This window comes from Paenibacillus spiritus (assembly GCF_008710135.1).
Lineage (GTDB): Bacteria > Bacillota > Bacilli > Paenibacillales > Paenibacillaceae > Paenibacillus_AQ > Paenibacillus_AQ glufosinatiresistens.
Map to the genome: position 1 here is coordinate 137,578 of NZ_VYKK01000004.1, position 24,244 is coordinate 161,821.

23 protein-coding genes are annotated in these 24,244 nt (G+C 34.8%); 19 read left to right on the forward strand and 4 right to left on the reverse strand.

The window, feature by feature from the left end; translation table 11 throughout:
• Nucleotides 1-11 precede the first annotated feature (11 nt).
• The 4 genes from F4V43_RS02435 to F4V43_RS02450 all read right to left on the reverse strand — a co-directional run bounded on the left by F4V43_RS02435 (nt 12) and on the right by F4V43_RS02450 (nt 5,635).
• Nucleotides 12-1,211 (reverse strand): ParB/RepB/Spo0J family partition protein, encoded by a 1,200-nt coding sequence (locus tag F4V43_RS02435; RefSeq protein WP_150456654.1) that lies wholly within the window; start codon nt 1,209-1,211, stop codon nt 12-14.
• 471 nt (nt 1,212-1,682) lie between these two features.
• A complete protein-coding gene (locus tag F4V43_RS02440; RefSeq protein ID WP_150456655.1) occupies nt 1,683-2,330 on the reverse strand; it encodes a helix-turn-helix domain-containing protein in 648 nt (215 codons plus the stop codon).
• A complete protein-coding gene (locus F4V43_RS02445; RefSeq protein WP_191089446.1) occupies nt 2,323-4,587 on the reverse strand; it encodes an AAA family ATPase in 2,265 nt (754 codons plus the stop codon). Before F4V43_RS02445 ends, F4V43_RS02440 begins: the two co-directional genes overlap by 8 nt.
• Nucleotide 4,588: 1 nt before the next feature.
• Nucleotides 4,589-5,635: a tyrosine-type recombinase/integrase gene (locus tag F4V43_RS02450; RefSeq protein ID WP_191089447.1), complete on the reverse strand. Its 1,047-nt coding sequence runs from the start codon at nt 5,633-5,635 to the stop codon at nt 4,589-4,591.
• Between the two features lie 206 nt (nt 5,636-5,841).
• On the opposite strand from F4V43_RS02450, the gene F4V43_RS02455 reads away from it, so the two are divergent.
• The 19 genes from F4V43_RS02455 (at nt 5,842) to F4V43_RS02545 (ending at nt 24,243) form a co-directional block, all read left to right on the forward strand.
• A complete protein-coding gene (locus F4V43_RS02455; protein WP_150456658.1) occupies nt 5,842-6,078 on the forward strand; it encodes a hypothetical protein in 237 nt (78 codons plus the stop codon).
• A gap of 36 nt (nt 6,079-6,114) precedes the next feature.
• Complete coding sequence (locus tag F4V43_RS02460; RefSeq protein ID WP_150456659.1) at nt 6,115-6,609, forward strand: hypothetical protein; 495 nt, start codon at nt 6,115-6,117, stop codon at nt 6,607-6,609.
• Nucleotides 6,610-6,625: 16 nt separating this feature from the next.
• Nucleotides 6,626-9,202: a hypothetical protein gene (locus F4V43_RS02465; protein WP_150456660.1), complete on the forward strand. Its 2,577-nt coding sequence runs from the start codon at nt 6,626-6,628 to the stop codon at nt 9,200-9,202.
• 8 nt (nt 9,203-9,210) lie between these two features.
• Nucleotides 9,211-10,059, forward strand: coding sequence for a hypothetical protein (locus F4V43_RS02470; protein WP_150456661.1), 849 nt, complete (start codon nt 9,211-9,213; stop codon nt 10,057-10,059).
• A 155-nt stretch (nt 10,060-10,214) separates the two neighbouring features.
• Complete coding sequence (locus F4V43_RS02475; protein WP_150456662.1) at nt 10,215-10,487, forward strand: HU family DNA-binding protein; 273 nt, start codon at nt 10,215-10,217, stop codon at nt 10,485-10,487.
• 344 nt (nt 10,488-10,831) lie between these two features.
• A complete protein-coding gene (locus F4V43_RS02480) occupies nt 10,832-11,488 on the forward strand; it encodes a PhoH family protein (RefSeq protein ID WP_150456663.1) in 657 nt (218 codons plus the stop codon).
• Between the two features lie 101 nt (nt 11,489-11,589).
• Nucleotides 11,590-11,772, forward strand: coding sequence for a YonK family protein (locus F4V43_RS02485; protein WP_150456664.1), 183 nt, complete (start codon nt 11,590-11,592; stop codon nt 11,770-11,772).
• 4 nt (nt 11,773-11,776) lie between these two features.
• On the forward strand, nt 11,777-12,997 hold the full coding sequence (locus F4V43_RS02490) for a metallophosphoesterase (RefSeq protein ID WP_150456665.1): 1,221 nt from the start codon (nt 11,777-11,779) through the stop codon (nt 12,995-12,997).
• A 72-nt stretch (nt 12,998-13,069) separates the two neighbouring features.
• A complete protein-coding gene (locus F4V43_RS02495; protein ID WP_150456666.1) occupies nt 13,070-13,654 on the forward strand; it encodes a ClpP family protease in 585 nt (194 codons plus the stop codon).
• Between the two features lie 202 nt (nt 13,655-13,856).
• A complete protein-coding gene (locus F4V43_RS02500) occupies nt 13,857-14,684 on the forward strand; it encodes a hypothetical protein (RefSeq protein ID WP_191089448.1) in 828 nt (275 codons plus the stop codon).
• A gap of 2 nt (nt 14,685-14,686) precedes the next feature.
• Nucleotides 14,687-16,426 carry a hypothetical protein gene (locus F4V43_RS02505; RefSeq protein ID WP_150456668.1) on the forward strand — a complete coding sequence of 580 codons (1,740 nt, stop codon included), beginning with the start codon at nt 14,687-14,689 and terminating at the stop codon, nt 16,424-16,426.
• A gap of 38 nt (nt 16,427-16,464) precedes the next feature.
• Nucleotides 16,465-18,006: a hypothetical protein gene (locus F4V43_RS02510; protein ID WP_150456669.1), complete on the forward strand. Its 1,542-nt coding sequence runs from the start codon at nt 16,465-16,467 to the stop codon at nt 18,004-18,006.
• Nucleotides 18,007-18,054: 48 nt separating this feature from the next.
• Entirely contained in the window at nt 18,055-19,563 is a 1,509-nt protein-coding gene (locus F4V43_RS02515) for a hypothetical protein (RefSeq protein WP_191089449.1), read from the forward strand.
• Between the two features lie 26 nt (nt 19,564-19,589).
• Nucleotides 19,590-20,096 (forward strand): hypothetical protein, encoded by a 507-nt coding sequence (locus tag F4V43_RS02520; RefSeq protein WP_150456671.1) that lies wholly within the window; start codon nt 19,590-19,592, stop codon nt 20,094-20,096.
• A 31-nt stretch (nt 20,097-20,127) separates the two neighbouring features.
• Nucleotides 20,128-21,237 (forward strand): hypothetical protein, encoded by a 1,110-nt coding sequence (locus tag F4V43_RS02525; RefSeq protein ID WP_150456672.1) that lies wholly within the window; start codon nt 20,128-20,130, stop codon nt 21,235-21,237.
• A 72-nt stretch (nt 21,238-21,309) separates the two neighbouring features.
• Nucleotides 21,310-21,996: a hypothetical protein gene (locus F4V43_RS02530; RefSeq protein WP_150456673.1), complete on the forward strand. Its 687-nt coding sequence runs from the start codon at nt 21,310-21,312 to the stop codon at nt 21,994-21,996.
• Nucleotides 21,997-22,014: 18 nt separating this feature from the next.
• Nucleotides 22,015-22,443: a hypothetical protein gene (locus F4V43_RS02535; RefSeq protein WP_150456674.1), complete on the forward strand. Its 429-nt coding sequence runs from the start codon at nt 22,015-22,017 to the stop codon at nt 22,441-22,443.
• A gap of 1 nt (nt 22,444) precedes the next feature.
• Entirely contained in the window at nt 22,445-23,752 is a 1,308-nt protein-coding gene (locus F4V43_RS02540) for an Ig domain-containing protein (RefSeq protein WP_150456675.1), read from the forward strand.
• Nucleotides 23,753-23,763: 11 nt separating this feature from the next.
• Nucleotides 23,764-24,243, forward strand: coding sequence for a hypothetical protein (locus F4V43_RS02545; RefSeq protein WP_150456676.1), 480 nt, complete (start codon nt 23,764-23,766; stop codon nt 24,241-24,243).
• Nucleotide 24,244 lies beyond the last annotated feature (1 nt).

Below are 24,244 nucleotides of genomic sequence, written 5' to 3' on the forward strand. Positions count from 1 at the left end.
TTCCGCTTAGTTTAGTTAATTTCAATTACATTTTTAGTACGAACTACTGTATTGTCTTTGTCTATGAAGTTGATCAAGTTATTAGTATACTCCTCTAGTGCTTTTACGGATTCTAACAACTCTTTTTTCACTCCTCTATCTGCAAAAGACATGGCTCCTTGTAAATATAAGCTTGGTGCAGCTTCTTTTATAAAGTTTTGAATCTTTAATTGTAGCTCAAACATACTCACATGTGTTTTAGACTTTAGGATTTCTTCTTTTCTTTTACTCTCTAACAATTCATACTCTTCAGACTTTATGTACTCTTCTAATCGTTCTTTTTCTTCAATTGTTTCAGACAATGACATTTGAATTGCATTTAAATTTTTTTCATAATTGTTATTTTTGCTTTTAAGAGTTTCAATTTCTGTTTTAATTCTTTCAGGAACAACTTCCTTAACAACTTCTCTATGTATGATTTGTGGCTCTTTATCTTTTAATGACTCAATTGTATCAAGCAGGGTTTTATTTTTGTTTTCTAACTCCTCCTTCTCCTTTCTGTAGAGTTCAATCTGCTGTTCAATTTCTCGGCTTGGTTTCTTACTCAGACCATTTTCACCTAAACGATCAAACAGTTCCTGCTGTTCTTCATCAGACAATTTAGCAATAATCTTATATGCTACGGTACCTTTGATCTTGTTACGTTCAACTAAGTTTTGAATATCTGGAATTAAGTTGAGAAGTTGTTTATAGTTTTGGAGTTGCTGCTGACTAACACCAATTTCAGAAGCAAGTTCGGATTGTGTTTTCAGATTAAAATTATTTGCATCTGATTTTCTATCTCCTCCATTCCTGATCCCATAGATCCGCTCTAACTCCTGAATACATTTAGCCATCTTCATTGGGTTTACATTGCCTACACCACGCTGCATGATGTTGGTGCAGATTAGGTCTTCTAGAATTAAATCTTCCTTGGGATTCCCAGTTTGATCATCAAAATCTGGATAGTGATTCACTCTACATGGTACTGTTAAAATTCCAAGTTCTCTACAGGCATTCACTCGTTGATGTCCAGAAACAATAATCAAATCTTGTGTTACAACAACCCCCTCAACAACACCGCGTCGAGCAATTGATTTTTTAAAGTCATCCCACTTCTCGCCATGAATATCATCGAAGAATTCTTTGTTTCTTGAGTGCTCCTTTAATTTTAATATCTCAATCATTTGCATTTACTTATCATTCCACCTTCAATTTTTTATGATATTCAACCATATCATATTCTCATTATAGTATAATAATATACGAAGTCAATTATTATTTTTGTTTTAATTATAACTTTCTACACACAACATCGTGATAAGTTAGACTTTTACTTTCTGTTATCCTCACTAACAACCAAAGTATCCAAGTATATATATCTAAATTAATAATACTTAATAATTGAAATTGAATAATGTGAAAAAACAAGATAGTGTTCTTTTTTTTCAAAGCGTAAGCGTCTCAGTTTCATGAAAGGGGTAAAGCAGCGTAGCGCGACCCCTTTATAAATACTGTGTTTATTCTTGGTTTAAATGTTTACTTTTATATATACTTATTAGGGGGTAAATCGTCCGGGATAAATTACCTCTCGATCTTGGATATTTTACCCTATGTTCTTGGATATTTTACCCCTACATCTTGGATTTTTTACCTTTAGAAATTTATCCGTAATATTCAAGCATTTTATCAATCTGAACATAGTAGTGATTATTAAACTTTGTTCTGATCAATCTGTCTTCCTCATCATATTGAAGCGTTGTCCCAATCTTATGTTCTTCTACTTTTAAAAGACCTCTGCTCACCAGTGACTTTTTAGCTGTACTAATAGTCTTCGGTGATTTTATTCCTAATTCACTACAGATTAATTCTCTTGAAGGATAACAGAACGCTTTAGTAGGTCTATTTATACGACTTTCTAGGTAGTACAGTATTCTTAATTCTTGTTGACTTAGAGCACTGTCTCGTATCATGTACAAGAGTGTTGATGGAAGCCTGGTGAACCCTGATTCAGAATGAAGTTTGGCGTTGTTTAATTTAATTTGTAAAGCACGACTCTGAATAATATGGTCGTGTACAGGAATACAGATATACCCATGTTCATACAAACTTAAGTAGGACTTCTTTATTGTCTTGTTGTCTTTAATCCCCGTATAAAATTTAGCATGTCCATTATCTATGTCAAACTCAGTACGCTCCTTTCCATTGAATGAAAACCACTTCAAATAGACGAGTAAGCAGAAATCGTTCGCTGTGATTGATGGATCTCTGATAGTTTCATTCTTTATATGTACCCATCTTACCTTACTCATTCGAGTGCTCCTGTTGCCTTAGCAATTCACATAAATGCGTATTTCTTCTCATACTATCAACTTTTCGAATCGCATAGTTCAACGTCTCAGCCTGGGTTAGAAACACACATTTCTGCTTCGCTCTGGTAATGGCCGTATAGATCAAATTTGCCGAAAGTTGAAATTTACATGATTTATCAATAACACATATTGCAGCTTCGCAAGCAGATCCTTGACTTTTGTGAATGGTTAAACTCCATGCGTGAAGCAGTTGATTGGCTAATTCAAAATCAAACCTAACTGTCATATCGTCAAAATCAATAACAATCCCCTTCTTTTGATTCTCCATTAACTCATCGTCTTTATGTTGTTTTTCTTCATCGGTCATTTTAATTTCCTTGATAATCCCAGAATCACCGTTCACAACATCAACTTGAGAGTTATTAATATCTGGTACTGTGTACATATTGGTCGTATTAAGAACAAAATCTCCTACCCTCAAAATATCTTCGCCATAATTAAACTTATGTTCTGCCTTTTCTCCAAACTCATTATCATTAACAATTGACTGTATATATTTATTTATTTGCACTGTTCCTAAATTACTCTTCTTTTTTGGAGTTAGAACCATAATATCTTCAGGATTATATGTATTTAACAGGATTTTATAATAACTTTGATAACCTGCTTCCATGTGTATCTGATCGACACAATGTAATAAAAAATCATTACCGAATAATTGTTTACCTGTAAAATCATCTTTTACGAACCTTTTGCCTTCTCTTATATTTGTTGCAATATCAAGTATTCCACCTTCGCTTTGTCTAAAAACAATGTCCAGTTTAGTCATTGGTATGACTCCACTCTCAATCGCGTCATGTAAAAAATTCCCGGCTTGTATACTCAATAACTGAAAATCGTCGCCTACAAATAGAATTCTTGTTTTTGGATTCTTAATCTTGGATAGGGTTGATGCCAAGATGAAAACATCAGTCATACCTGATTCATCGATAATTACGTACTCTTCGTCGATTTCATGCATGTTATTTTCATCTTTATCCATTCCATATCCAATTTTTCTATGTATGGTTTGTGCATTAACACCCGTATATTTCTTAGTAACTTTAGCCGCTTTAGCAGATGGTGATAGCATTGTGAAAGTGAGTCCTAGTTTATCTAGTAACTCTTTCAAGAATTTTTGTAATTGGCTTTTGCCTGTTCCGGCATAGCCCACTAATAAATTCACAGGATATTTTTGAATGTTTCCAAAGAAATCTTTTTGTTGTTGTGATAGGCCATTTGGGAGAATATCTTTATATTTGTCTTCAATGTACTCAATAAACTCCTCTGGGTTAAATGGTAACTCCCCTTGTCTTTCAAGCATTTGTTTCAAACGTTTTGCTATGTATTTCTCTGTATTGTATGTACGGATCAATGAAACCTTATCTTCAATAAATTTAAGCTCTTCTGTTTTATCTAATATTAAATCAACAAACGCTTCTTCTAAATCCAATTCTTCTGAAGCACTTCTTAGCAATTCTTCACGGTACATAAATGTGTGTCCATTTTGCTGGTTTTTATCAATGGTAAATCTAATACCGTATTTAACTCTATCCTCATTATCATGAGCAACGCCCATTAACTTGGCAACTTTGTCTGCGCGTTTGAATCCCCATCCAGGTAAAACGGTCAAGATATACGGACAGTCTTCAATCTTTTGTATAACTAAATCCTTGCTACCAAACTTTTCTTCTAATTTAATAATCACATCATAATTAATACCGTATTTCGCTAGTCTGCTTAATATGTCTTTGTAGACCAGGTTCTCCATTATTCTCTCTCTAATTCTTTTGTAAACCACAGGACCAAAGTATTTCACTTTCTGATAATCAAATGTATCGTCTACGATTAGCTTAATAATATCTTCGTCTGGATAAGTTTCATATGCTTCTCTTAATTGTATCTCGGTTAACATAGTAGCAAGGAATGCCCTTTGACCTTCCATTGTTTCTGGTATGTCCTGATAAATAGAAAGAACATTATAACTAGCCCCATATTTGGGATCAACTTTGTCTAACTGAATTTGAGCCTGATATTCTATCCCTAATTCAAGTCGTTGCATTACTCCCTTTATAGAAAGATTATCGTAAGAGTTCAGTTCTACATCCATACTATCAGTAGTACATGCATAAATTCTAAAATCATTTTTCTTGGAAGCTTCATTTTTAGGATGTATCATCCTTACAGGGGTCAGTTTTAAATTTATTACCTCACTCAACCTATTCAACACCATCCTTATTATTTTTATTATCGATAATCTTCTTGGCTTCCCTCTTCATCTGGAACAATGCACTTTCATTCTGTGAAAGGATCAAGATAATCAACTCTTCCTTGCTCAATCCTTCAAACACACTGTCGTCAATCTTATCAGCAATTCTCAAACCAATATCACTACTCTTGTTTTTTTTATCTCTTCCATAGTATTTATCTGTTACGACAATGGAGGAATGTTTATAATGTCTTCTCAATTCCTCAAGTGTCCCAAACATGGATGCAAAATTTCTAAAGCTATGGAATCGAATATTTCTTTCCGGTTCAATTTCCAACTTTTCAATGATATATTGCATCATATTTTGGATGGTTGTATTACTCAAATGAAAAATCTTATTATCATTATAGTCATAATAAGCAAGTTCATTGATATGAAGCAGTCTCTTATACAACTCATCCGGAATATCAACAGAATGCTTCTCACCACCTTTAACTGTGGCAGTTACTTTATAGTTTCCGGTTTCATTATTAAAAGAAATATCTTCCCATTTTAAAGATAACAAAGATGCTTTACGAAAACTCGTTACCCAGGCCATCTCACAAAATACGGCCTTTTCATAACCTTTGACGGTTGGTTCAAGTATTCCAGTAATCTGATTTATTTCTCTCTCATGAAAAAAGCCGGCACGTTCAGAATCATCTGGCAGTGGCTTAACCTTTGTTACGGCAGCTTTTACATTGTAATCGTTTCTTTCAAGAAATCCATACAAACTTTGAATAGCAGCAATCATCGTATTGATTGAACTGTTTCCATATTCAATAGGATGATTTTCTAAATACTTTCTATATTTAAGCACATCTGCGTTACGGATGGATAAGTCACCCTTGTTTAGCAACTCAATATCTTTACCTCTGTACCATTTATAGAAGATTCTCAAACTTCGTTCGTAGTTCTCAGATGTCCTTTTGCTTTCAAAGCTTTCAATATGCGTTCTAATGTCTTCCCAAACCGATCTACTGTTCAATCCAACTACATTATGTACAGATGCTTCCATCTTGAATTCCTCCATTCTTATTTTTGATGTCTTCATTATACAGCAGACAATCATTTAATGCAAATATAATTATATATTGACTCTTAACTGTTCTCATGGTATCCTATGGATACAGAAGCACATTACTAATCAATCTATAAAAGGAGATAAGTTATCATGTTTCTGAATTATAAAACAAACATAATTATTAAAGGAGAAGTTAGCAGATGGCAAAGAATCAACCTTTTGAAAGATCATGGCAAGAAAAGTACTATGATGGAGATTATGAATGGGCTTATGAAGGAATGGTGTCTAGTGAAATGAAATCAGGAATTAGCGATTGTATTCGATACATAAATAGTGAAATCGTTGACGATGAGGTATTGTGGATGAAGGAAAATGCTAATACAGGGATTTATTTTAGAGAACCCTTCTGCGATGAAATTGGTTTCGTTAACAATTAGAGATTATAACAATACATAAATAGTTGAGGTAAATACATGAATAAATCTAATACATATATAAGACTATTATCAGACAGATTGAAAGTATTTAATCCCGAGAATATTCGGTTTGGTGACTTCGATAACAAACAACATTTAATGTTTGACGTTTTAATTGAAAATACAATGAAAACCTGTATTGTTCTTGTTGATCTAAGCACAACAAAATACATGATACAAAAAGAGTTAAAGAAAAACTTCCTGCCAAACTTTATTGAAGTATATAAATGGTTAACAGAAACTGACGAAGATGCTGACGATGAAGATATTTACTGGTGCGAAAAAGATGATGAAGAATATGAAAGTATTGATTCTGTAGCAGAGGGATGCGGGTTCTACATTGACGATGATGGACATTGGATTCCATTAGACGATGACATTTTTTCATGGAATGATTGCTATGATGGACCGTTTGAAATCGAATGTATGATTACACTGTCCGACGGCACAAAGAGAAATGCAGTAGAATATAGTACCTTTATTCTATATTAAATTAGGAGGAAAGTTATTGAGTAAAATTTTAATGTATGATGTACTTAAAGTTAGAATTCAAGAAATTATTAAAGAAGAGTTTAACCTGAAATTAAACAAAGATGAGGAATTACCATTTCTAATTAAGCAGCAAGATACCCCTTTGTTTAGACAACTTTGTGAAATTCGCGGTTATGATACTAAAAGAATTAGAGAGTTAATATTTGTAGAAGCTAAACATAATAAAAAAAGAGTTGACGACCTAAAAAGAATAATAAGAGATGGTTTTATATATAATGACACCCATTACGTCCGCTTTGGGAAAAGTTCTTCACAGGCTAAAGATGGAATAACTGTGTTCATCAACAAAGAATTTTACAAGGAAATGATGGAAAGAAGTCAACTGGGAGTTAATATAGATAAGTGTGTCATCTCTAAATATGAAAGCTATCGTTGTTTGATCTTTAGTTCATGTCAATTTGTTAAAGAAGATTTACCATACATAGTTTTGGTTGATGAATATAAGACCGTTCTAAAAAACAAATATGTGCGGTACGCAGCAGAAAAAGATATTGAATACTATGACAAAAACGCCAGAGCGACCAAAGTTTTAAAAAACCAAAAGGTGATTGAGGAAGGGTATCACGATATCGAGCAATCTCCATTTGATGGTTTTGGAGTACACACCAAAGAAGTGGGGGAAAAATTCGCAAAACATATTACAGATAAATATATTCCCATAGGCTTTCAAATCAGACTCCCATTTTTAAAGGGGATGACCGTTCAAGCACCAATTAAAGAATATTATGCAGATAAGGGTATTACAAAAATAAAAGACATTTTTGGAAAGTGGCATAATGTCGCTGACATAGATTGCATATGGAACACTTCTATGTGGAAGGGATATGGGTTCTTTAAAGATAAATTTGGCGAAAATGCATGGGTAGAATACATAAAAAGAGTTAATAAATATCGATATAAATTAGGCATTAGTAAACATAGCCATAATACAGATTATGTAAGTCCTCGTTCAAGGATGAATTTTCAATATCTTCAGTGTCTTGATTTGCTAAATCCAAAATATGTGCAACAGTTCAAAGAGAAAGATAACAAATATAATATCCTAGATAGCAACAACTGGGGGAAGATTATTAAAGTAGCTGTTTACTCTACTGATTTCATTGAAAAAATTATCAAAGGAGACTTACTTTATACACTTAAATTTCTTGGGATTAGAGATTCAAGCATAGATAGTGTAAACAGTAATTATATAGAAGCTATTTTAGCAAATACTGAAATGCTAAAAGACCCAAGCATTAAAAACATGCTTAAACGTAAAGTAGATAAAGCTATAACCCAAATGAAATACGGAAAGATATATGTTGATGGTTTTTATCATACAGTTGTTGGAGATATTATAGGGTATCTTGAATATTGTGCGGGTATTGAAGTTAAGGGGTGCATTCGTGAGGGAGAATTCTATGTAAAGACATTACCTCACGGTGAGTGCTTATCGCTAAGAAGTCCACTTGTAGACCCTTCAGAGGTAAATAGAGTAAGACTTACTGAAAACGATATGACTAAAAAATATTTAAGTTATTTTTTAGACCAAGATATGTGCATGATTAATATGTATGATTTAACATTGCAGCAGCAAGGTGGAATGGATACTGATGGTGATGCCGTTATGCTTTGTAGAGATGAAATACTAGTAAATTCAAGAATTAACGTACCTATTGTTGTTGATATTGAAGACAAAAAATCATCGAGTCCAGTCGAGTATACCATTGATAACATTATTAAATACGAATGCAATAGCCGAGACAGTCGTATTGGCGAAATAACAAATATCGCTACATCTATCCTCAACCAATACACTGAGGACGCAACCTGGAAAAAGATAAATGCAGATAATGTCTCTTTACTGAGATTATATCAAGGAAAAGAAATTGATTATGTAAAGACGGGCTTCAGATGGGTTATTAGTAAGAACTTAAGAAAGTACCTTAAACGTCTACCGCATTTCATCCTATACAACTATCCAAAGAAATTGAGTGTATATAATAAAATAAAACGTATTAACCAACAAAATAGACATGACGATAGAATACCTTATAACTCTTTCAAGTCTCCCTCTCCTCTCAACGAACTTTGTGACTACATATGCCAATGGGAAAGACATAATATTATATGGGATAGAAAAGTAAATAATAACATTGAACTAATGATCGATCATAGTTACGATTTATCGAATAAGCATATCCTAAAGAATATTAAAAGGTTGTATGATGAATTTAAGGTTGAATTTCAGGTGTATTTAGACAATGGCGATACTGATGGAAATGAATTTGACATGTTGTGCGATAAGTATAGAGAAAAATTTAGTGAAATTAGGCTTGACAATAATCTGCTCGCTAATTACGGAATTAAAGTAGCATATCGTTCATTAAGTGAAGATAAACTGCTTTGTTGGACTCTTTTTGGTGATAACATTGTTAAAAACATTCGAAAGAATACTCCTAATAAAACAACTTTTAAAATTTTTGAATCAGATATCACTGACGAGGATTCAAAAGAGTTTCTGGGAAGATACTACAAATTAATCAAGGAGTGATTAACTATTTGTTCTTAAATCAACTTTTAGAGGAATACAAAGAAACTGATGATGAAAAGGAAAAACTACAACTCTTCAAGGAGTTCACAGATCGCTTATGGAAGAGTAAATATTCCTTTAAGAAGTATAAGAAATATCACACTTTTAATGTAAGTGAAACTGCACTTCTGCACAGGCAAGAGTTAATTGAATTATTCAATAAATACAATGAAATCGAATATACTGTTTGTAAAAGCTTTTATAATAAAAGACTGGATAGTATTGATTACATAAGAGTTCATTTGAATAATACATATGGATATTTAGTCGATAAAGATGTTTACTTCAACAAAGAGTATTATAGACTCCTTATTACTCCAAAGAGAGAGTATTTTAAAGTTATTAAAGCACTGAGTAATGGTGAAGTAGTTGATTGCGAAGAGGTAGAAAAAAATATTGTAAGTGCATTGAGTGAGGCTGAGATAGTAAAGATGAAAAGCATAAATAAAAAAATCAGCCTCACCTTCTCCGCTTATAAAAAATTAATTAACTCCTATCTAGAAAGAATTTTTAATAATTACAAACCCGTTCATGAATACGAACAGGAACATGGCTGGGAGATGAGAATTGTTGTTGACGGTTGGAGCGAAGACAACTATATCATTAAGTATTTTTGTAGAAGTTTGACTGGGTATATGAGGGATTATGCTAGGGATCAAAGAGGATTTAAGAAGAAGGATAAAATTATATCGTGTGAAAAATGTGGATCTTTAATAAAGAAAAATAGAAATGTTCACAAGTATTGCTCCCCTTGTGCGAAAAGGATTAACATTTTGAAGACTATTGAGAATCGAAAAAGGAATAAATGTTTGAAATGAACTTAATATTAAAAGGCTTAAATCCCTTGCTGTGCATGACTTCTCGGCTTTCACATCAATTCTATTTATCAGTATGGATACAGCGGAAAATAACTATATACACTAGTAATTAATCCATTGTATTACATCATAACTTAAAAAGGGAGCAAATTAAAATGAATAAAACAGAACTAGTACTGACAGTAAGTGAAAAAACAGGTCTTCAAAAGAAGGATGCAGAAGCAGCGGTTCACGCAGTGTTCGAGTCGATTGAAGGTGCATTGGTTGACGGCGATAAGGTTTCTATTATTGGATTTGGTAATTTCGAAGTTCGGCCTACATCAGAACGCAAAGCCAGAAATCCACAAACAGGTGCTGAAATTATTGTACCAGCGGGTAAGAAACCAGCATTCAAAGCAGCCAAGAAACTAAAAGAAGCCGTTAAATAATATAATAAAACAATGATTTCATCCTAATACATATACTCAATGGCTAATGATGTAGAAAAGGTTCTTTGCGCGCTTACTTTGTAAGTTATCAGAGATGTGGGGTACGCCGACCCACCATTGGCTTTGATGTTACTCGGGTTGCTGAGGTCGGAACAGGCAGCCGACGCCGTTGCTTAGGCAAGTTGGAGATGGAGATTGTCACCTCCCTCAACTCACTCTATTTCATTTCACCGCTTCGCTAGTGGTGCCGTGAAGCATACAAATTAAAGGCTGACGATGGCCGGTAAATATCGTCAATGAGGAGGAATCCCCTCCTCCACTCTACCTTGAAAGGTAAAATGACTATGCCATTACCTAAAGATAATCTTCTATTTGGTTACGCTTCAAAGTTAACTGATGAGCAGCGAAAGTTTGTGGATTCAATTTTCGATAATCAAGTCACTATTGTAAATGCTTGCGCTGGTTCAGGAAAAACCACTCTCGCTGTTGCATGTTCAAAGGTAATGAATAGAGATTTAGTGTATATCTTTTCCCCTGTTGAAGAAAATGTTCTCGGCTATACGCCTGGTGACGTATTCGAAAAAGAAGAAAAATATACAATTCCACTTAAGGATGCTCTATTGGAGATTAATGAAGATCCTTCAAGGGCTATCGTTTCTACAGATAATTTTCAGAATGTAAAGAATGGTACGGCATGGGTAACTCCTATGTCTCACACATTTGCACGTGGTACAAATATTAAAGGTAACAAATTCGTAATAATTGACGAAGCTCAGAATTTTACTCGAAGCGAACTGAAAAAAGTACTCACTAGAATTCATGACTCGGTTCGAGTGGTGATTATCGGTCACGATAAGCAGTGCGACTTAGAGAATCCATTAAAAAGTGGATTTGTACCATACATAAACTTTCTTCAAGACGAGGATTACGTACAGGTGTGTGAACTTACCCATAATTTTAGAGGTAAGTTGGCAACAAAAGCAGATCAAATGAGTTGGTAAAATTATTTTGTACTTTTGACTGTTATTCAATTTGTACATATGGTTAGACTGTTCATCTAATCACTTCTTCATAAACAAAATAAATCAAGGGAGCAATATATATGGCAAAGCGCAATAACTCTATTCAGTTCAAAGGCGAACTTAACGTTGAGACTATGGAAATTACGGAAGAGGATAAAAACGGGGTATTTGTGTACGATCTTCTGAACGAACTCAGATTTTATGATGGAAAGAACGTTACTGTATCAATTAAAGAGGATCTCCCGGTAGAGCCGAAGGAGTGATTGAATGAATCATTCCAACATAGATTTACAACGAAAATCATCCGAATCATTGGATGATTTTTTAATTCGTCTAGGAGAAAATCTAGAAGTTTATGATCTCACATGGTCTGAAGCTGCCGATATTTTAAACAAGGAATCAGACGAAGAATACTCTGAATCACGTTGGCGCAAGCGGTATAAAACATATGTAGAGTTTAAGCCAATCATTCTTGCTAAGTATGCTAATAACGAAGTTGTGCAGGAGATTCAAGATTCCACTTTAGAGCAAAAGAAAGAGCGCTATAAACTTCAGGCTGAAAAAGTTGAATATAATAAACTTCTACGTGAACACGCTAGGGCCGATTTACTTGAAGAGAAAATTATTGAAGCTGTTGAGAAACGTCCAACAATTACTGTTCCTCAAATACATATTAAGAAGAACAACACAAAACGCGACTTCCTCCTCCCGATTTCTGATGTTCATGACGGAGTACAGTTCTGCTTACGCGGATGGGACAATGAAATCCTAAATGAGTACTCTCCAGAAATTATGGAGAAGCGTTTATGGAAACTTCTTGAAGAATTTGTATCTATCAATGATGAACAGACGATTAACCACGTCACTGTTCTAAATCTAGGTGATAGCGTTGATGGAATCCTTCGTATGTCTCAGCTTATGGGGTTAAAACTCGGAGTTGTAGACTCCTCCATTCACTTTGCAGAATTCATGAGCCAGTGGTTAAATGAATTGTCCAAGTATTGCGTTGTTAATTATTACTCTATTTTCGGTAATCACGATCAACTACGACTTCTAACTGGTAAACGTGATGAATTCCCTAATGAGAATGCTCAACGGTGGATTACAAAATTAATTGAGGCAAATCTACGGCATAATAAAAATGTGTCTATTCATAACTGTAATGAGTTTATGTATACAGATGTACTTGGAACGAAAGTTTTAGGTGTTCACGGCGAAAACGAGAGAAATCTTGAGTCAAGTATTAAGGATTACTCCATGATTTATGGTAAACCCGTTGATATTCTTCTAAGTGGACATCTGCATCATTCTCATGAAAAAACTATAGGAATGTCACAGGGAAAAGATATAGAGCATATTCAACTTCCATCTATTATTGGGATTGACCACTTCTCTCTTAAAATTAAGAAAACGGCTAATCCAGGTGCAAAGGCCCTTGTATTAGAAGAAGGAAAAGGTCGCACAGTTACATATAACATCAAACTATAATAAACACACGGTAAGTACACACACCAACTATAAGTGTACCAATGCCTCATATTATTTCAAGGAGGCAAATTTATGGATTTAGTCATTGAACAACCTACTGGTTTATTTGATAAAATTTTTATTGAAGCACTTAAAGAGAGAAAGATTTATCTTAATCAGGAAATTGACGCATCTGTTATTGAAATTATTTGTGCTACCATCAGACAAATCAACTGGGAAGATACTAAGAAAAATATTCCTGTTGAACAGCGTGAGCCTATTGAAGTATATATTAGCTCCCCTGGTGGTTCTTCTTATGATGGATTCGCTGCTGTAAATGCGATTGTAACAAGTAAAACACCAGTACATACATATTGTGAAGGGTACGCTATGAGTATGGGACTTGCAATCTTTGCTGCTGGACATAAGCGATTCGCCTACCCATATACCACTTTCATGTACCATGAAGTTGCAAGCGGAGTATTTGGCAAAAACATTGAAATTGAACGCCAAAATAAAGAGAATAAGCGTATTCAAGGAATGTACGATAATTTACTTATGTCTCGGACGGAAATGAAAAAGACGCAACTGGACAAAGTAAAAAAGGACAGTCTGGATTGGTTCTTTGATGCTGAGGAAGCTTTAAAAATGGGTCTTATTCATGAAATTGTTAAATAAAAAAGAAAAATAAAAAGAATTCCTAAGACGATTCCTTGTTGAGAATCGCCTTTTTTGTTGTTTTTATTTGACATGGGGGGACTCTGCTGTAAGGGTCCTTAAACGGGCATATTTAAGACCACATTGTGGCGCTCCCTCCCACCCCATGTATTTTTATTAAGGGAGACAGATGTATAGGTTCTTCTATGAAGAAGGTGAAATGATGGCATTAAAAAAACAGGTAGCTAAGAATGACGACGATAAAATCAAGTGTATGAGTTGTAGGAAACTAAAGGTTGGTTCATCTCACAATTATTATCTCAATAAAAATCCATTATTTGATTCTGATAAATTTGAAGTATGTAAGGACTGTATAGCTAAGTATATTGGGAACAAAGATAGTGATGGATATATTGATAGGGTGATTTTGGTACTCTCCAATATGGACAAACCTCTTTTAGTAGATATATGGACAAGTAGCGAAAGAGATTGGCCTAGCTATATTAGGCAGATCTCTTCTTTTTACAAGGACCTTAATTTTTCGGATAGCACCTATGACTTCACTAAAGTAAACAACAATAACGTTAATTATAATAATAGTTCATTATCCGAAGACACATTTGATGATCAGCAGAAATTCTATAGTGCAAAGTGGATGGGCGAATACTCTAAATCTGATATCGAGTATTTAGAAAGTTATTATACTGGACTTGATCGAGATTTTAAAATAGTGACCACAAATCATAAAGATTATGCAAAAAAAATTGCAAAAGCAAGTTTACATATGGACAAATGTTTTCAAGATATGTTAGCCGGTTCAAATGGTGCTGATAAAAGATATAAAGATGCTAAAGAAGTGTTCGATACTCTTTCGAAGTCTGCTCAATTCTCGGAAAGTCAGCGAGGACAAAATGATGTGAGCCTTGGGTGTTTCGGAGTTACATTCGATCAAGTTGAACAACATAAGTGGATTCCAAAACATCATGCTTTAGAACAGGATTCATACGATAAAATCATTTCACAATTTGCCACCATTAAGGAATCCGTATAGTCATGAGTGCAAAAAATTTTAGCAAAAAGAGTCGTAGTTACAATGACGGAGCATCGCAGAACTATGATAGTAATTTAAGTTACGACCCAATTAAGAGAGAGTCGATAAATACAGAAAATTGGGAAGAGTTCGTTTCATATTATAGACATTATATTGATGAATTTGCGGTCGATATACTAGGACTAAAACTGTATCCGTTTCAACGTCTAATTTTAAGAGCTATGGCTAAATATCAATACTCCATGCTGATTTGCTGTCGTGGGATAGGAAAGTCATGGCTATCAGCCGTATTTTTTATTTGCGCCGCAATACTTTATCCAGGAATAAAGCTGGGGATAGCCTCTGGTAAGGGACAGCAAGCGAGAAACGTTATTATTCAGAAGGTTAAAGGTGAGTTAGCCAAAAATGAAAATATTGCTCGTGAGATTAGCTTTCCAATTAAGACTGGATCAGATGATTGTGTAGTAAATTTCAAGAATGGAAGCGAGATCAGAGCGATTGTTTTGGGTAATGGTCAAAGCGGCGATTCTGCTCGATCTTGGCGTTTCCACTATTTGCTATGTGACGAGGCTAGAATCATCCCTGACGATATTATCGAAACAATTCTTATTCCTATGACAAAAACAAAGCGACCGATAGCTATTAATCATGGGGAATATGAAAAAGGCAAAGTGATATTCATCTCATCTGCCTATCTAAAGACATCAAGCCTGTATAAAAGATTTATGCATCATTACAAAAAAATGATTGCTGGAGATCCTAATTATTTTGTTTGTACACTTCCCTACCAAGTAGGAGTGGACGCAGGTATTTTCGATGAAGATGACATTATGAGCGAACTTGAGAAGCCAACAATGACAAAAGATAAATTCGATTATGAATATCGAGGCGTATTTGTTGGTTCGAGTGGAGAAAGTTATTACCCTTATGAATTAACCGCGGAATCAAGAACATTAGAAAAGTGTGAACTTGAACAGCCCAAAAAAGCAAAGAGCGAATATATTGTTGTGCATGACGTTGCAACCAGTACAGCTACAGAAGCGGACCAAGCTGTAACAACTGTAATAAAATTAAAACCGAAAGTTAATGGTACTTACACAAAGGAAATAGTTTTTATGAAGGCAAATAAAGGGCTCACACTTCAGAAGCAAAGAGACTTTCTTAGAGAAGTAATACATATTAAGTTCCCAAACACCATTAAACTCGTTATCGACTCCAGAGGGAATGGCGAAAATTTGCCTCATCTATTCTATGAAACATGGGAGTATATAGACGAAAAAACAGGAATAAGAACGGAGTTCCCCCCTTTAGTAAAAGATGATGACGACGACGCTCTAGCCCTTAAAGGAGCAATTCCATTTATTAGAGCCGTCACTGCAACCAATCAATACAATAATATTATGTATCCATACATGAAGAGTTGTTTTGAAGATGGAACACTCCGACTATTGGTTGCATCTGAGCAAACCGATCAACTATACAAAACAAACGAGATCACTGCTGAAGAGTTTGCGGTTTATATTGAGACTGATTTATTGATTCAAGAACTAAGCAATATTAAGCAAATGGAAAGCAATGCAAAAAATATTGTTTATGAGCGTATAGTAAATACCACAAAAAGAGACCGTGTTACGAGCCTTGGTTATGGACTTCATTTCATTTACGAAATGGAGATGGATAACAAATTAAATGCTAATAGAAACGAAGAATTCGATATACTAGATTATTTGTATATTTCTTAACGCATCTCACTAATATTCTAATAGAAAGGATGTGAATAATGCCTAAAGATAATACCAAAACAACTGATAATATTCAAACAGAAGAAGCTAGTAACTATGAAGATTATGCGCTACAGTTCGCTCAGTCATTATCCAGAGCATACTCCAACAATACGCTAATAAATCCACTGTGGCAAAATGAACTTCTCAAAGGTCTCAATATGTCTCCGCGTACATTTGACCGAAGTAGAATTGAAGAAATGATAAAAGATCCAAAGGGAAATGAAGATGCCCTTAAGGACTTGTCTCAATATCTCTGTAATGTTGTAATGCAATTTAATCGTTTGGTTAGTTATTACGCTTCTATACCTACGTTCGATTATTTCTTTGTGCAAACAAATGCCGACGAAGAAGATTTAAAATCTACTGTATTTAAAAAATCTCGTAAAAAAGCCGCAACTATATTAGAGAAAATTAATCCCAAACACACATTCCCGCAAATTTTACGGGGATGTATATTGGAAGATGCTAAGTTCTATTATGTAAGAGAACTTAATGACTCCGTAACTTTACAAGAGATGCCATCAAAATATTGTAAAATTATAAACAGAACTGAATATGGATATCAGTATGCTTTTAACATGTATTACTTTTTACAGTCTGGTGTAGACCTCAATGATTTTGCCCCTGAATTTCTTGAGTATTTTGAGAATTTCAATAACGATAAAAATAAAAAGAATACCTATTTTTATTGGCAGCCACTCGATCCTGTAAAAGCACCTGTATTCAAATTTGATGATACTAGAGCCGGACTCACTCCGCCATTAATGGGACTATTTCTTGACAGCGCTGAGATTCAACATTATAAGAACCTTCTAAAAACAAAAACAGAATTAGAGACTTGGAAAATTATCGTCGGTAAAATTCCAATGAAACAAGATAACAAGGGAGCAGTTGTAGCAAATAACTTCGCTATCGATCCTCATGTGGCTGGACAATATACAGCCATATTACAATCAGGTGTTCCTAAAGGTGTTAAGGTCGCCACCACGCCATTTGAACTAGATACTGTAGATTTTAATCAAACACAATCTCAGAATAGTATTATAGGCTATGGACAAGAGAATTTCTATAACAGTGCTGGCTCTACTCCGGTTTTATTTGGTTCTGGGACAGTCAATGCATCTGGATTACAAGCGAACTTAAAAGTCGATGAAGCCTATGTTATTCATATGTACCGACAATTTGAGCGGTTTTTAAATGCTTATCTAAAAAGTAAAACTGGCCGTTTCCGTTTCAAAACAGTATTTCCAGATATAACAATATTTAATAAAGATGATAAGTTTGAGAAATATTTAAAAGCTGGACAATTTGGTTATTCAAAGACTCTGGTTTCTCTTGCTATGGGCATCAATTCGGAAGACATGCAAAATCTATTGCTATACGAAAATAGTATAAATCTGATTGAAAAATATCTCAAACCCCTCTCCTCTTCACATGTCCAAAACGGAGATAGTGAAACAGGAAGACCAAAAGTATCAGATAGTAAAATATCGGATACCGGAGAAAGAACCAGAGACGAAGACTTGAATAATAGGTAAATGAAATGATTTCACCCTGATAAGGAGGTGAACAAAATAGAGAAAACTATGTTTTTTGAAATTGAAAAGTTCAACTTGGAAATGTTAGAGGATGATAGATTCAGTAAGTTAACAATGTATATCGCTCACGATGGAATTAATAATAATCGCTCGAATATTGACCTATCTGTCCTTGAAGAAGCAGCAAACTCTGTAGTTAATATACCTATCCTTGCTCATATTGAGACAGAAGATAATGACTTTGGTGAGCACGAAATGGAATACGATGAAGAAACGGATAAAATCACATACATAGAAAAGCCAATCGGTCTTATTCCATCATCTAATAATGACTATCATTATGAAGAAATTAATGGTAAAACATATGTGGTTGTCAGTGGATATGTCTGGAATATTTATTCTGAAGATGCTGCTAATATTATTAACCGAGATAAAGATGTTAAACTATCTATCGAAATAGAAATTGATGAAAAATCATATGATAAAAGTTCCAAGATATTGGATATCAAAAAATTTCGATATACGGGCATAACCTTATTGGGAAAAAAATATGGCACTGGTATGGTTAATGCTCATGCTGTTTTGGAAACATTCTCTGACAAAATTTCTGAGTTAAATAACTTTATAATGAAATTCAGTTCTAATGTTTCGAGTGATAATCAATTTAATGAACACTCTAACATACATAAATACCAAAAAAAGGAGGACGATCTTGTGCCCAAAACAAAACAAGATATTGCGGCAAGCTTCAAATTAACCGCAAATCAACTCTACGAAGAGATTCAAAGAGAACTTAGTGAATGCAAATATATTACACAAAATTGGTATGGAGAGACAGTTGAAAGATGTACCTATTATCTAAACGACTATGACGAATCTTTTGTTTACTATACTGATGTTAAAGATGAATGTATCACTAAGAAAGCTCCATACTCAATGGATGGGGATAATGTGATGATTGACTTTAGTAATTCCAAACGAATCAAGTATTCTCCTGTTGATTGGGAGGAAGGAACTGGTGTCGAGGAAGATTCCGAAGGTGACGTTATTGGAGAGTTTTCATCTGTTCTTGAAAAAGAGTCAGTAGAATTTGTCAAGAAATTAACAAAAGAGAATGAAAATATTGTAACCAAGTATACAAAAGAGATTGCTGCCAAAGAAGAAGCAATTATCAACATGAACAAGACCATCGAAGAGTACGAAACTAATTTTTCTGCTACAAAAGAAAACATTAATGAGTTAGAAGCAAAAGTCGATTCACTCACCTCTGAAATTTCTAAATATAAGGAAACAGAAGAAAATGAAAAGATTGATGAGTTATTTGTTGAATATAGCTCCCTAATTTCTGACGAAGAAAAGTCTACTCTACTTGAAAAACGTTCTAAATTCTCTTCTTTCAGTGACTTTGAGCGTGAAGTAAAATCATTTGTTTGTGATCGTATTATTAAAAAAGCAAAAGAAAAAAATATGAATTTTATTTCAATGGGGATTAACCATGAAGATTATAAAGAAGAAAAGCCAAAGTCTCATTGGGATCGCCTTAACGAAAAATACTAATAAATTATAAAGGAGTTTTAAAAATAATGAGTAGTGTAGTTAATCTTAACCTCATGGCAGGTACAAAAGTTGACAGTTTCGTTCAATCTGTACAACTAACTGAAGCAGTAGATAATGGTAGTCTTGTAGTTCTTGGTGGTGTGGTTGCTGGTAATCCAGAAGTTCGTGTAGCCACCAAGGCAACAGATATTGCGACTCAAGAAGTGTTGCTTGTTGCTTCTCCAGAACTAGTGGAGCTAAATGGATATCGTATTGATCTAACAGATCCCACCCTCTTCACTAACAAAGCCAATACACCAGCGCGCGCGTTCCGCCTGAAGATCGGAGATACTTTCACCATTACAGACGATGGCCTAGATGGAACAACGGTTGCAACTCAATATGTCATTCCTCAAAACAACTCTTATAAGGGAGTGGCAGCAGCTACGATTGGCACAGCTCGTCAGGCGTTCCTTGTTCTAGAAAAGACTACTATCTCTATCGGTCGTACTCGCGTTCCAGCAACTAAACTACAAGTAGTAAAAGAAGCCTAATAGGTAAAATACATAGGAGGAAAAATAAATAATGAAGAATTACAGCAATGTTAAGTATTTCAAACTTTCTGAGTCAGAAAAAGATGTTGTTCAAGCGGGTGCTGAAGCTTGGTACCACTATTGTTATCAGACACGTAACAAAGATGGCAAATTTAATAAATATGCTGAATACGCAAATGACGGTGTATCCCTCGAAGCGAAGCAAGACCTATTTACAAAGGGTCTCAAACGGGAAGCATACCGCCTAGCAAATATTCCATCTGATTCTGAGTTCAGTGAATCTATGATCGCCACTAACCCAGTTTTTCAGTGGGCTACATTTGCTCTAGTTGCTCAGACTTTAGATATTATCGTTCCCGAGACAATTCTAGATAGCTTCTATCAATTTGCAGAAGTTAAGAATGTAAACTGGGGGGACCAACTACTCTTCCATGTTGATAGTCCCGATCTGTTCGTTGTGAGCACTAAGGCAAACGGTATTCGTGGCAGCCAACGTCAGCGCGTATTCGGTAAGGACTTCACTCTAACACCGCAGAGACGCTCAGTTGAAATTTATGAAGAACTGTATCGCGTACTTGCCGGTAAGACTAACTGGGGTGCATGGGTAGCTCGTGTCGCCCAGGCAATTGAAACAGACATCACTACCCGAATTTATGGTGCTATTTACAACTCCTTCTCCTCACTTGGAACGAAGTACAAGGAAAGTGCAGCCTTTACAAGTAATGCCTTTAATCAGCTTGTTCAGCGTGTAAGTGCTGCAAATAGCAATGATAACACAGTAGTATTTGGTACTAAACTTGCTCTTGCAAAAATCCTTCCTGAATCCCAGTATCTGCAATTTGCACTTGGTGATGAGTACAATAGAACAGGCCATCTCGGTAATTTCCAAGGAACCCAACTGTTCGAGATTAAGCAGAAACTACAGCCTAATTCTGATGACTTTGCCCTTGCAAATGACTTTGCAGTTGTACTGTCCGCTGGTTCAGATAAACTTGTGAAGATTGGCTTCGAAGGAAATACTGAAGTTGCGATGATTAGACCAGAAGATAATGCAGATCGTACTGTTGGTTATTCTGTTGCACAGCATTATGATGTGCAGCTTATTACTGGCGCTCAGTATGGTATTTATAAGTTTGTATAATAAATAAATATTTAATGGGGATAAGACATAAATTCTTATCCCTCATATTTTTATAGGGAGCGATAATTTTATATGGCACGTACTACTTCTAATACAACAAAAACCAACAATGGCGAAGAAACTGCTCCACCGGTAAAAGAAGAGCAAACCTCTCTTGAACAGCAAGTTTCAGAACTGGCTGCACTTGTACAAAGTCTTCTGAAACAAAATCAGGAATTGAAAACACAAACAGAGAAGAATTCAGAGGATGTCTCCAAAAGTACAACAAACTCTATCTTTGAAAGTACAGAACAGCGTTTAGATATTGATCCTAGAGAGTATGTAAGAATAATTTCACTTACCAATGGTGGATTAAACCTTCAAGGTCTAAACTCAGTCGTTCGTCTTTCTGATTTTGGTTCATCCAAACTGGTGACATTTGAAGATGTTCGCGCTATGGTAGATAATCATCCAAGGCTTGCTCATGAAGGTGGATTCCTAATTCAGAGCGAAAAGGCTGTTAAAGCTCTTTACTTAGACGATGTTTATCAGAAATTCATCAGTAAAGAGAGCATTGACAATCTGTTTAAATTTGATGCAGAAAAAATCATTGAAACACTAGAGAGTGTAACGCCTACACTAAAAACAAATATCATTGAACGTATTGTGGCTTGCGTTGCAGATGAAGATCCTAAATATCAAGATCGAAATAAACTTAGAGCAATTACCGAGTATATTGGAAAAGATATTTATGATCTAGCCAAAGAACTTAATAATTAATGTTAAAGGGGTGAAAGAATGCCTACCCCATATTCAAAAATTTATGAACGATTTCAGCAGAAGATTCAAGATTACACTATTGACGAGATATATGTTGGATCAAAAGATAACTACGAAAACTATCTCTTCGGTTTTTTAAAGTCTGCACTGGTAAAATTTTATCACTGTAGAAAGAATCTTATTACAAGAGATGAAACACAAAGAGAATTTTCAGAAGACTTAACGGAACTAGAACAAGAAATTCTAGCCCAACTTATGCTAATCGAATGGATGGAAAAAGAAGTAAATAATATTCTTGAAATGCGTATGGCTCTCTCATCTTCTGACTTTAAAAAGTACGCAGAGTCGCAAAATATGAAGGAAAAAAGCAGCATACGGGATAAAATGATAGAATCTGCTGATAGTATGAAGATGCAGTATTATTTGATTAATATGGATGTGAAATGATATGCCATATGAATCATATAATGCCTACTTAAGCGTGAATAATAAAACTAACAAGAGTAAAAATTATTCGCAGACAAAAATGGGATTGCTATCTTCATTCAAAGATTCATTGAGTTACTTCCAAGTTGCTATTGATAATGACAATTCCGTAGACTGTTGGATCGTTGATGATAGCGATGTTAAAGACCAGAAAAAAATACTGTCTCCATTATATGAACTAAGAAATGGTGACATCGTAACATGGCAATCAGAAAAATGGATTAACGTTTTAACAGATAACATGTCTGACCTGTATTATCGCGGTACGCTTAAAGTGTGTGTGGGTAGTCTCGTTTGGCAAGATGTCTATGGCTCTATTCATGAGTATGATTTCACGTTTAAATCAGACACTCCTACTAACTTCGGTACTTCAGATGGTCGAATTCTTACTATTGGTAATGAACGTAGAACAGTTTTAATCAAGAACGATGAACAATCAAGTTTGCTTGTAAAGGGACAGCGATTTATCTTTGATAAACGCGCTTGGGCTATTACCTCCCTTGACTCGCTTTCAGTAAAAGGACTCATGTCAATTACTCTAGAAGAAAGCCAGATTGATACCTCTAAGGACAATCTAGAGCTTCGAGTGGCAGATTACAAAGAGCCTAACTATGAAATTATTCTTGATAAAACAAGTATTTCATTACATGTAGGTCGGACTATTCCTCTTGGTATTACGATTAGAAACAATGGAGTAACCCTCCCTTCCCCTACCCTGTCATTCACTTCTTCCGACAATAGCATATGCGAAGTTGATGCTGATGGTAATTTAACATCTATTGCTGAAGGAACTGCTATTGTCACTGTTAAATTTCAAGGCCAAAGTATCACCCTGAATGTAACTGTCTCTAATTCTAATCTTGAAACCAAATATGCCTTACTTATCAATGGTGATGGTTTTATTGTAAGAGGAACAAGCAAAACATTTGCTTGTGAATTCAAACAAATCCTCGATACAAATTATTATCTAACCATTAATAATATGAGAATATCAAGCGAACAAATTTTAAACGGCGTTATGATAAGTCCGAACATGAAATTGTCTGTGGTTGAGAGTTCAGAAGAATCGTCGAATATTTCAGGACAATCGGCAACGTTCTCTATTACTGGATTAGACAATAGTTCAACTACATATGCTTCCCTCATATCTCAAGCAAACAACACATGTGTTATTAAGGGGAATAGTGTTGGTTACGTGTTGCTTCATGTTGTTAGCAATGATGGATCATTAAGTGCTGAGAAGAAGATATGGATTAAATCAGCGATTTAAGGAGGATTGTTTTGGCACGATTTAAGCAGGTTAACGAAAATATTGAGAATATAATGGTTATGCTTGCAGACAATCAAAACCTCTGCAAGCTTCTTTTTTATCCAAGCAACAATCCTTATCAAGAGCCCGAAATAGATGATACTTCTTCTCTCTTCTTCACAAAAATATTCCCCTTTCCTAAAATTCCTGACGTTAAAGACGAAGCTGGTTCATATCTCAGCATATACTTTGATCGCTATAGAATCGGAAGTAATCGGGGAACAAAGGAAGGATGTATAGTCTTTACAGCTATCGTTCACAACAATTTGTGGAGAATGGAAAACACTGGTGAACTTCGGCCCTACTCTTTACTCCACGAAATCGATGAAACCATAAATAGAGAAAGCGGACTTGGAATAAAGAAAATAGAATTTGATAGTATGGAATTTGTTTACGTGAACGAATCATACAGCGGATATAGAATCATCTATCAAATATCAAGCGTGAATTAAT

Excerpts from the sequence above, each read along its gene's own strand:
- F4V43_RS02435 (WP_150456654.1), bottom strand. The coding sequence starts at position 1,211 with ATGCAAATGATTGAGATATTAAAATTAAAGGAGCACTCAAGAAACAAA.
- F4V43_RS02440 (WP_150456655.1), bottom strand. The coding sequence starts at position 2,330 with ATGAGTAAGGTAAGATGGGTACATATAAAGAATGAAACTATCAGAGAT.
- F4V43_RS02450 (WP_191089447.1), bottom strand. The coding sequence starts at position 5,635 with ATGGAAGCATCTGTACATAATGTAGTTGGATTGAACAGTAGATCGGTT.
- F4V43_RS02455 (WP_150456658.1), top strand. The coding sequence starts at position 5,842 with ATGGCAAAGAATCAACCTTTTGAAAGATCATGGCAAGAAAAGTACTAT.
- F4V43_RS02460 (WP_150456659.1), top strand. The coding sequence starts at position 6,115 with ATGAATAAATCTAATACATATATAAGACTATTATCAGACAGATTGAAA.
- F4V43_RS02475 (WP_150456662.1), top strand. The coding sequence starts at position 10,215 with ATGAATAAAACAGAACTAGTACTGACAGTAAGTGAAAAAACAGGTCTT.
- F4V43_RS02480 (WP_150456663.1), top strand. The coding sequence starts at position 10,832 with ATGCCATTACCTAAAGATAATCTTCTATTTGGTTACGCTTCAAAGTTA.
- F4V43_RS02485 (WP_150456664.1), top strand. The coding sequence starts at position 11,590 with ATGGCAAAGCGCAATAACTCTATTCAGTTCAAAGGCGAACTTAACGTT.
- F4V43_RS02490 (WP_150456665.1), top strand. The coding sequence starts at position 11,777 with ATGAATCATTCCAACATAGATTTACAACGAAAATCATCCGAATCATTG.
- F4V43_RS02495 (WP_150456666.1), top strand. The coding sequence starts at position 13,070 with ATGGATTTAGTCATTGAACAACCTACTGGTTTATTTGATAAAATTTTT.
- F4V43_RS02500 (WP_191089448.1), top strand. The coding sequence starts at position 13,857 with ATGGCATTAAAAAAACAGGTAGCTAAGAATGACGACGATAAAATCAAG.
- F4V43_RS02505 (WP_150456668.1), top strand. The coding sequence starts at position 14,687 with ATGAGTGCAAAAAATTTTAGCAAAAAGAGTCGTAGTTACAATGACGGA.
- F4V43_RS02510 (WP_150456669.1), top strand. The coding sequence starts at position 16,465 with ATGCCTAAAGATAATACCAAAACAACTGATAATATTCAAACAGAAGAA.
- F4V43_RS02515 (WP_191089449.1), top strand. The coding sequence starts at position 18,055 with ATGTTTTTTGAAATTGAAAAGTTCAACTTGGAAATGTTAGAGGATGAT.
- F4V43_RS02520 (WP_150456671.1), top strand. The coding sequence starts at position 19,590 with ATGAGTAGTGTAGTTAATCTTAACCTCATGGCAGGTACAAAAGTTGAC.
- F4V43_RS02525 (WP_150456672.1), top strand. The coding sequence starts at position 20,128 with ATGAAGAATTACAGCAATGTTAAGTATTTCAAACTTTCTGAGTCAGAA.
- F4V43_RS02530 (WP_150456673.1), top strand. The coding sequence starts at position 21,310 with ATGGCACGTACTACTTCTAATACAACAAAAACCAACAATGGCGAAGAA.
- F4V43_RS02535 (WP_150456674.1), top strand. The coding sequence starts at position 22,015 with ATGCCTACCCCATATTCAAAAATTTATGAACGATTTCAGCAGAAGATT.
- F4V43_RS02540 (WP_150456675.1), top strand. The coding sequence starts at position 22,445 with ATGCCATATGAATCATATAATGCCTACTTAAGCGTGAATAATAAAACT.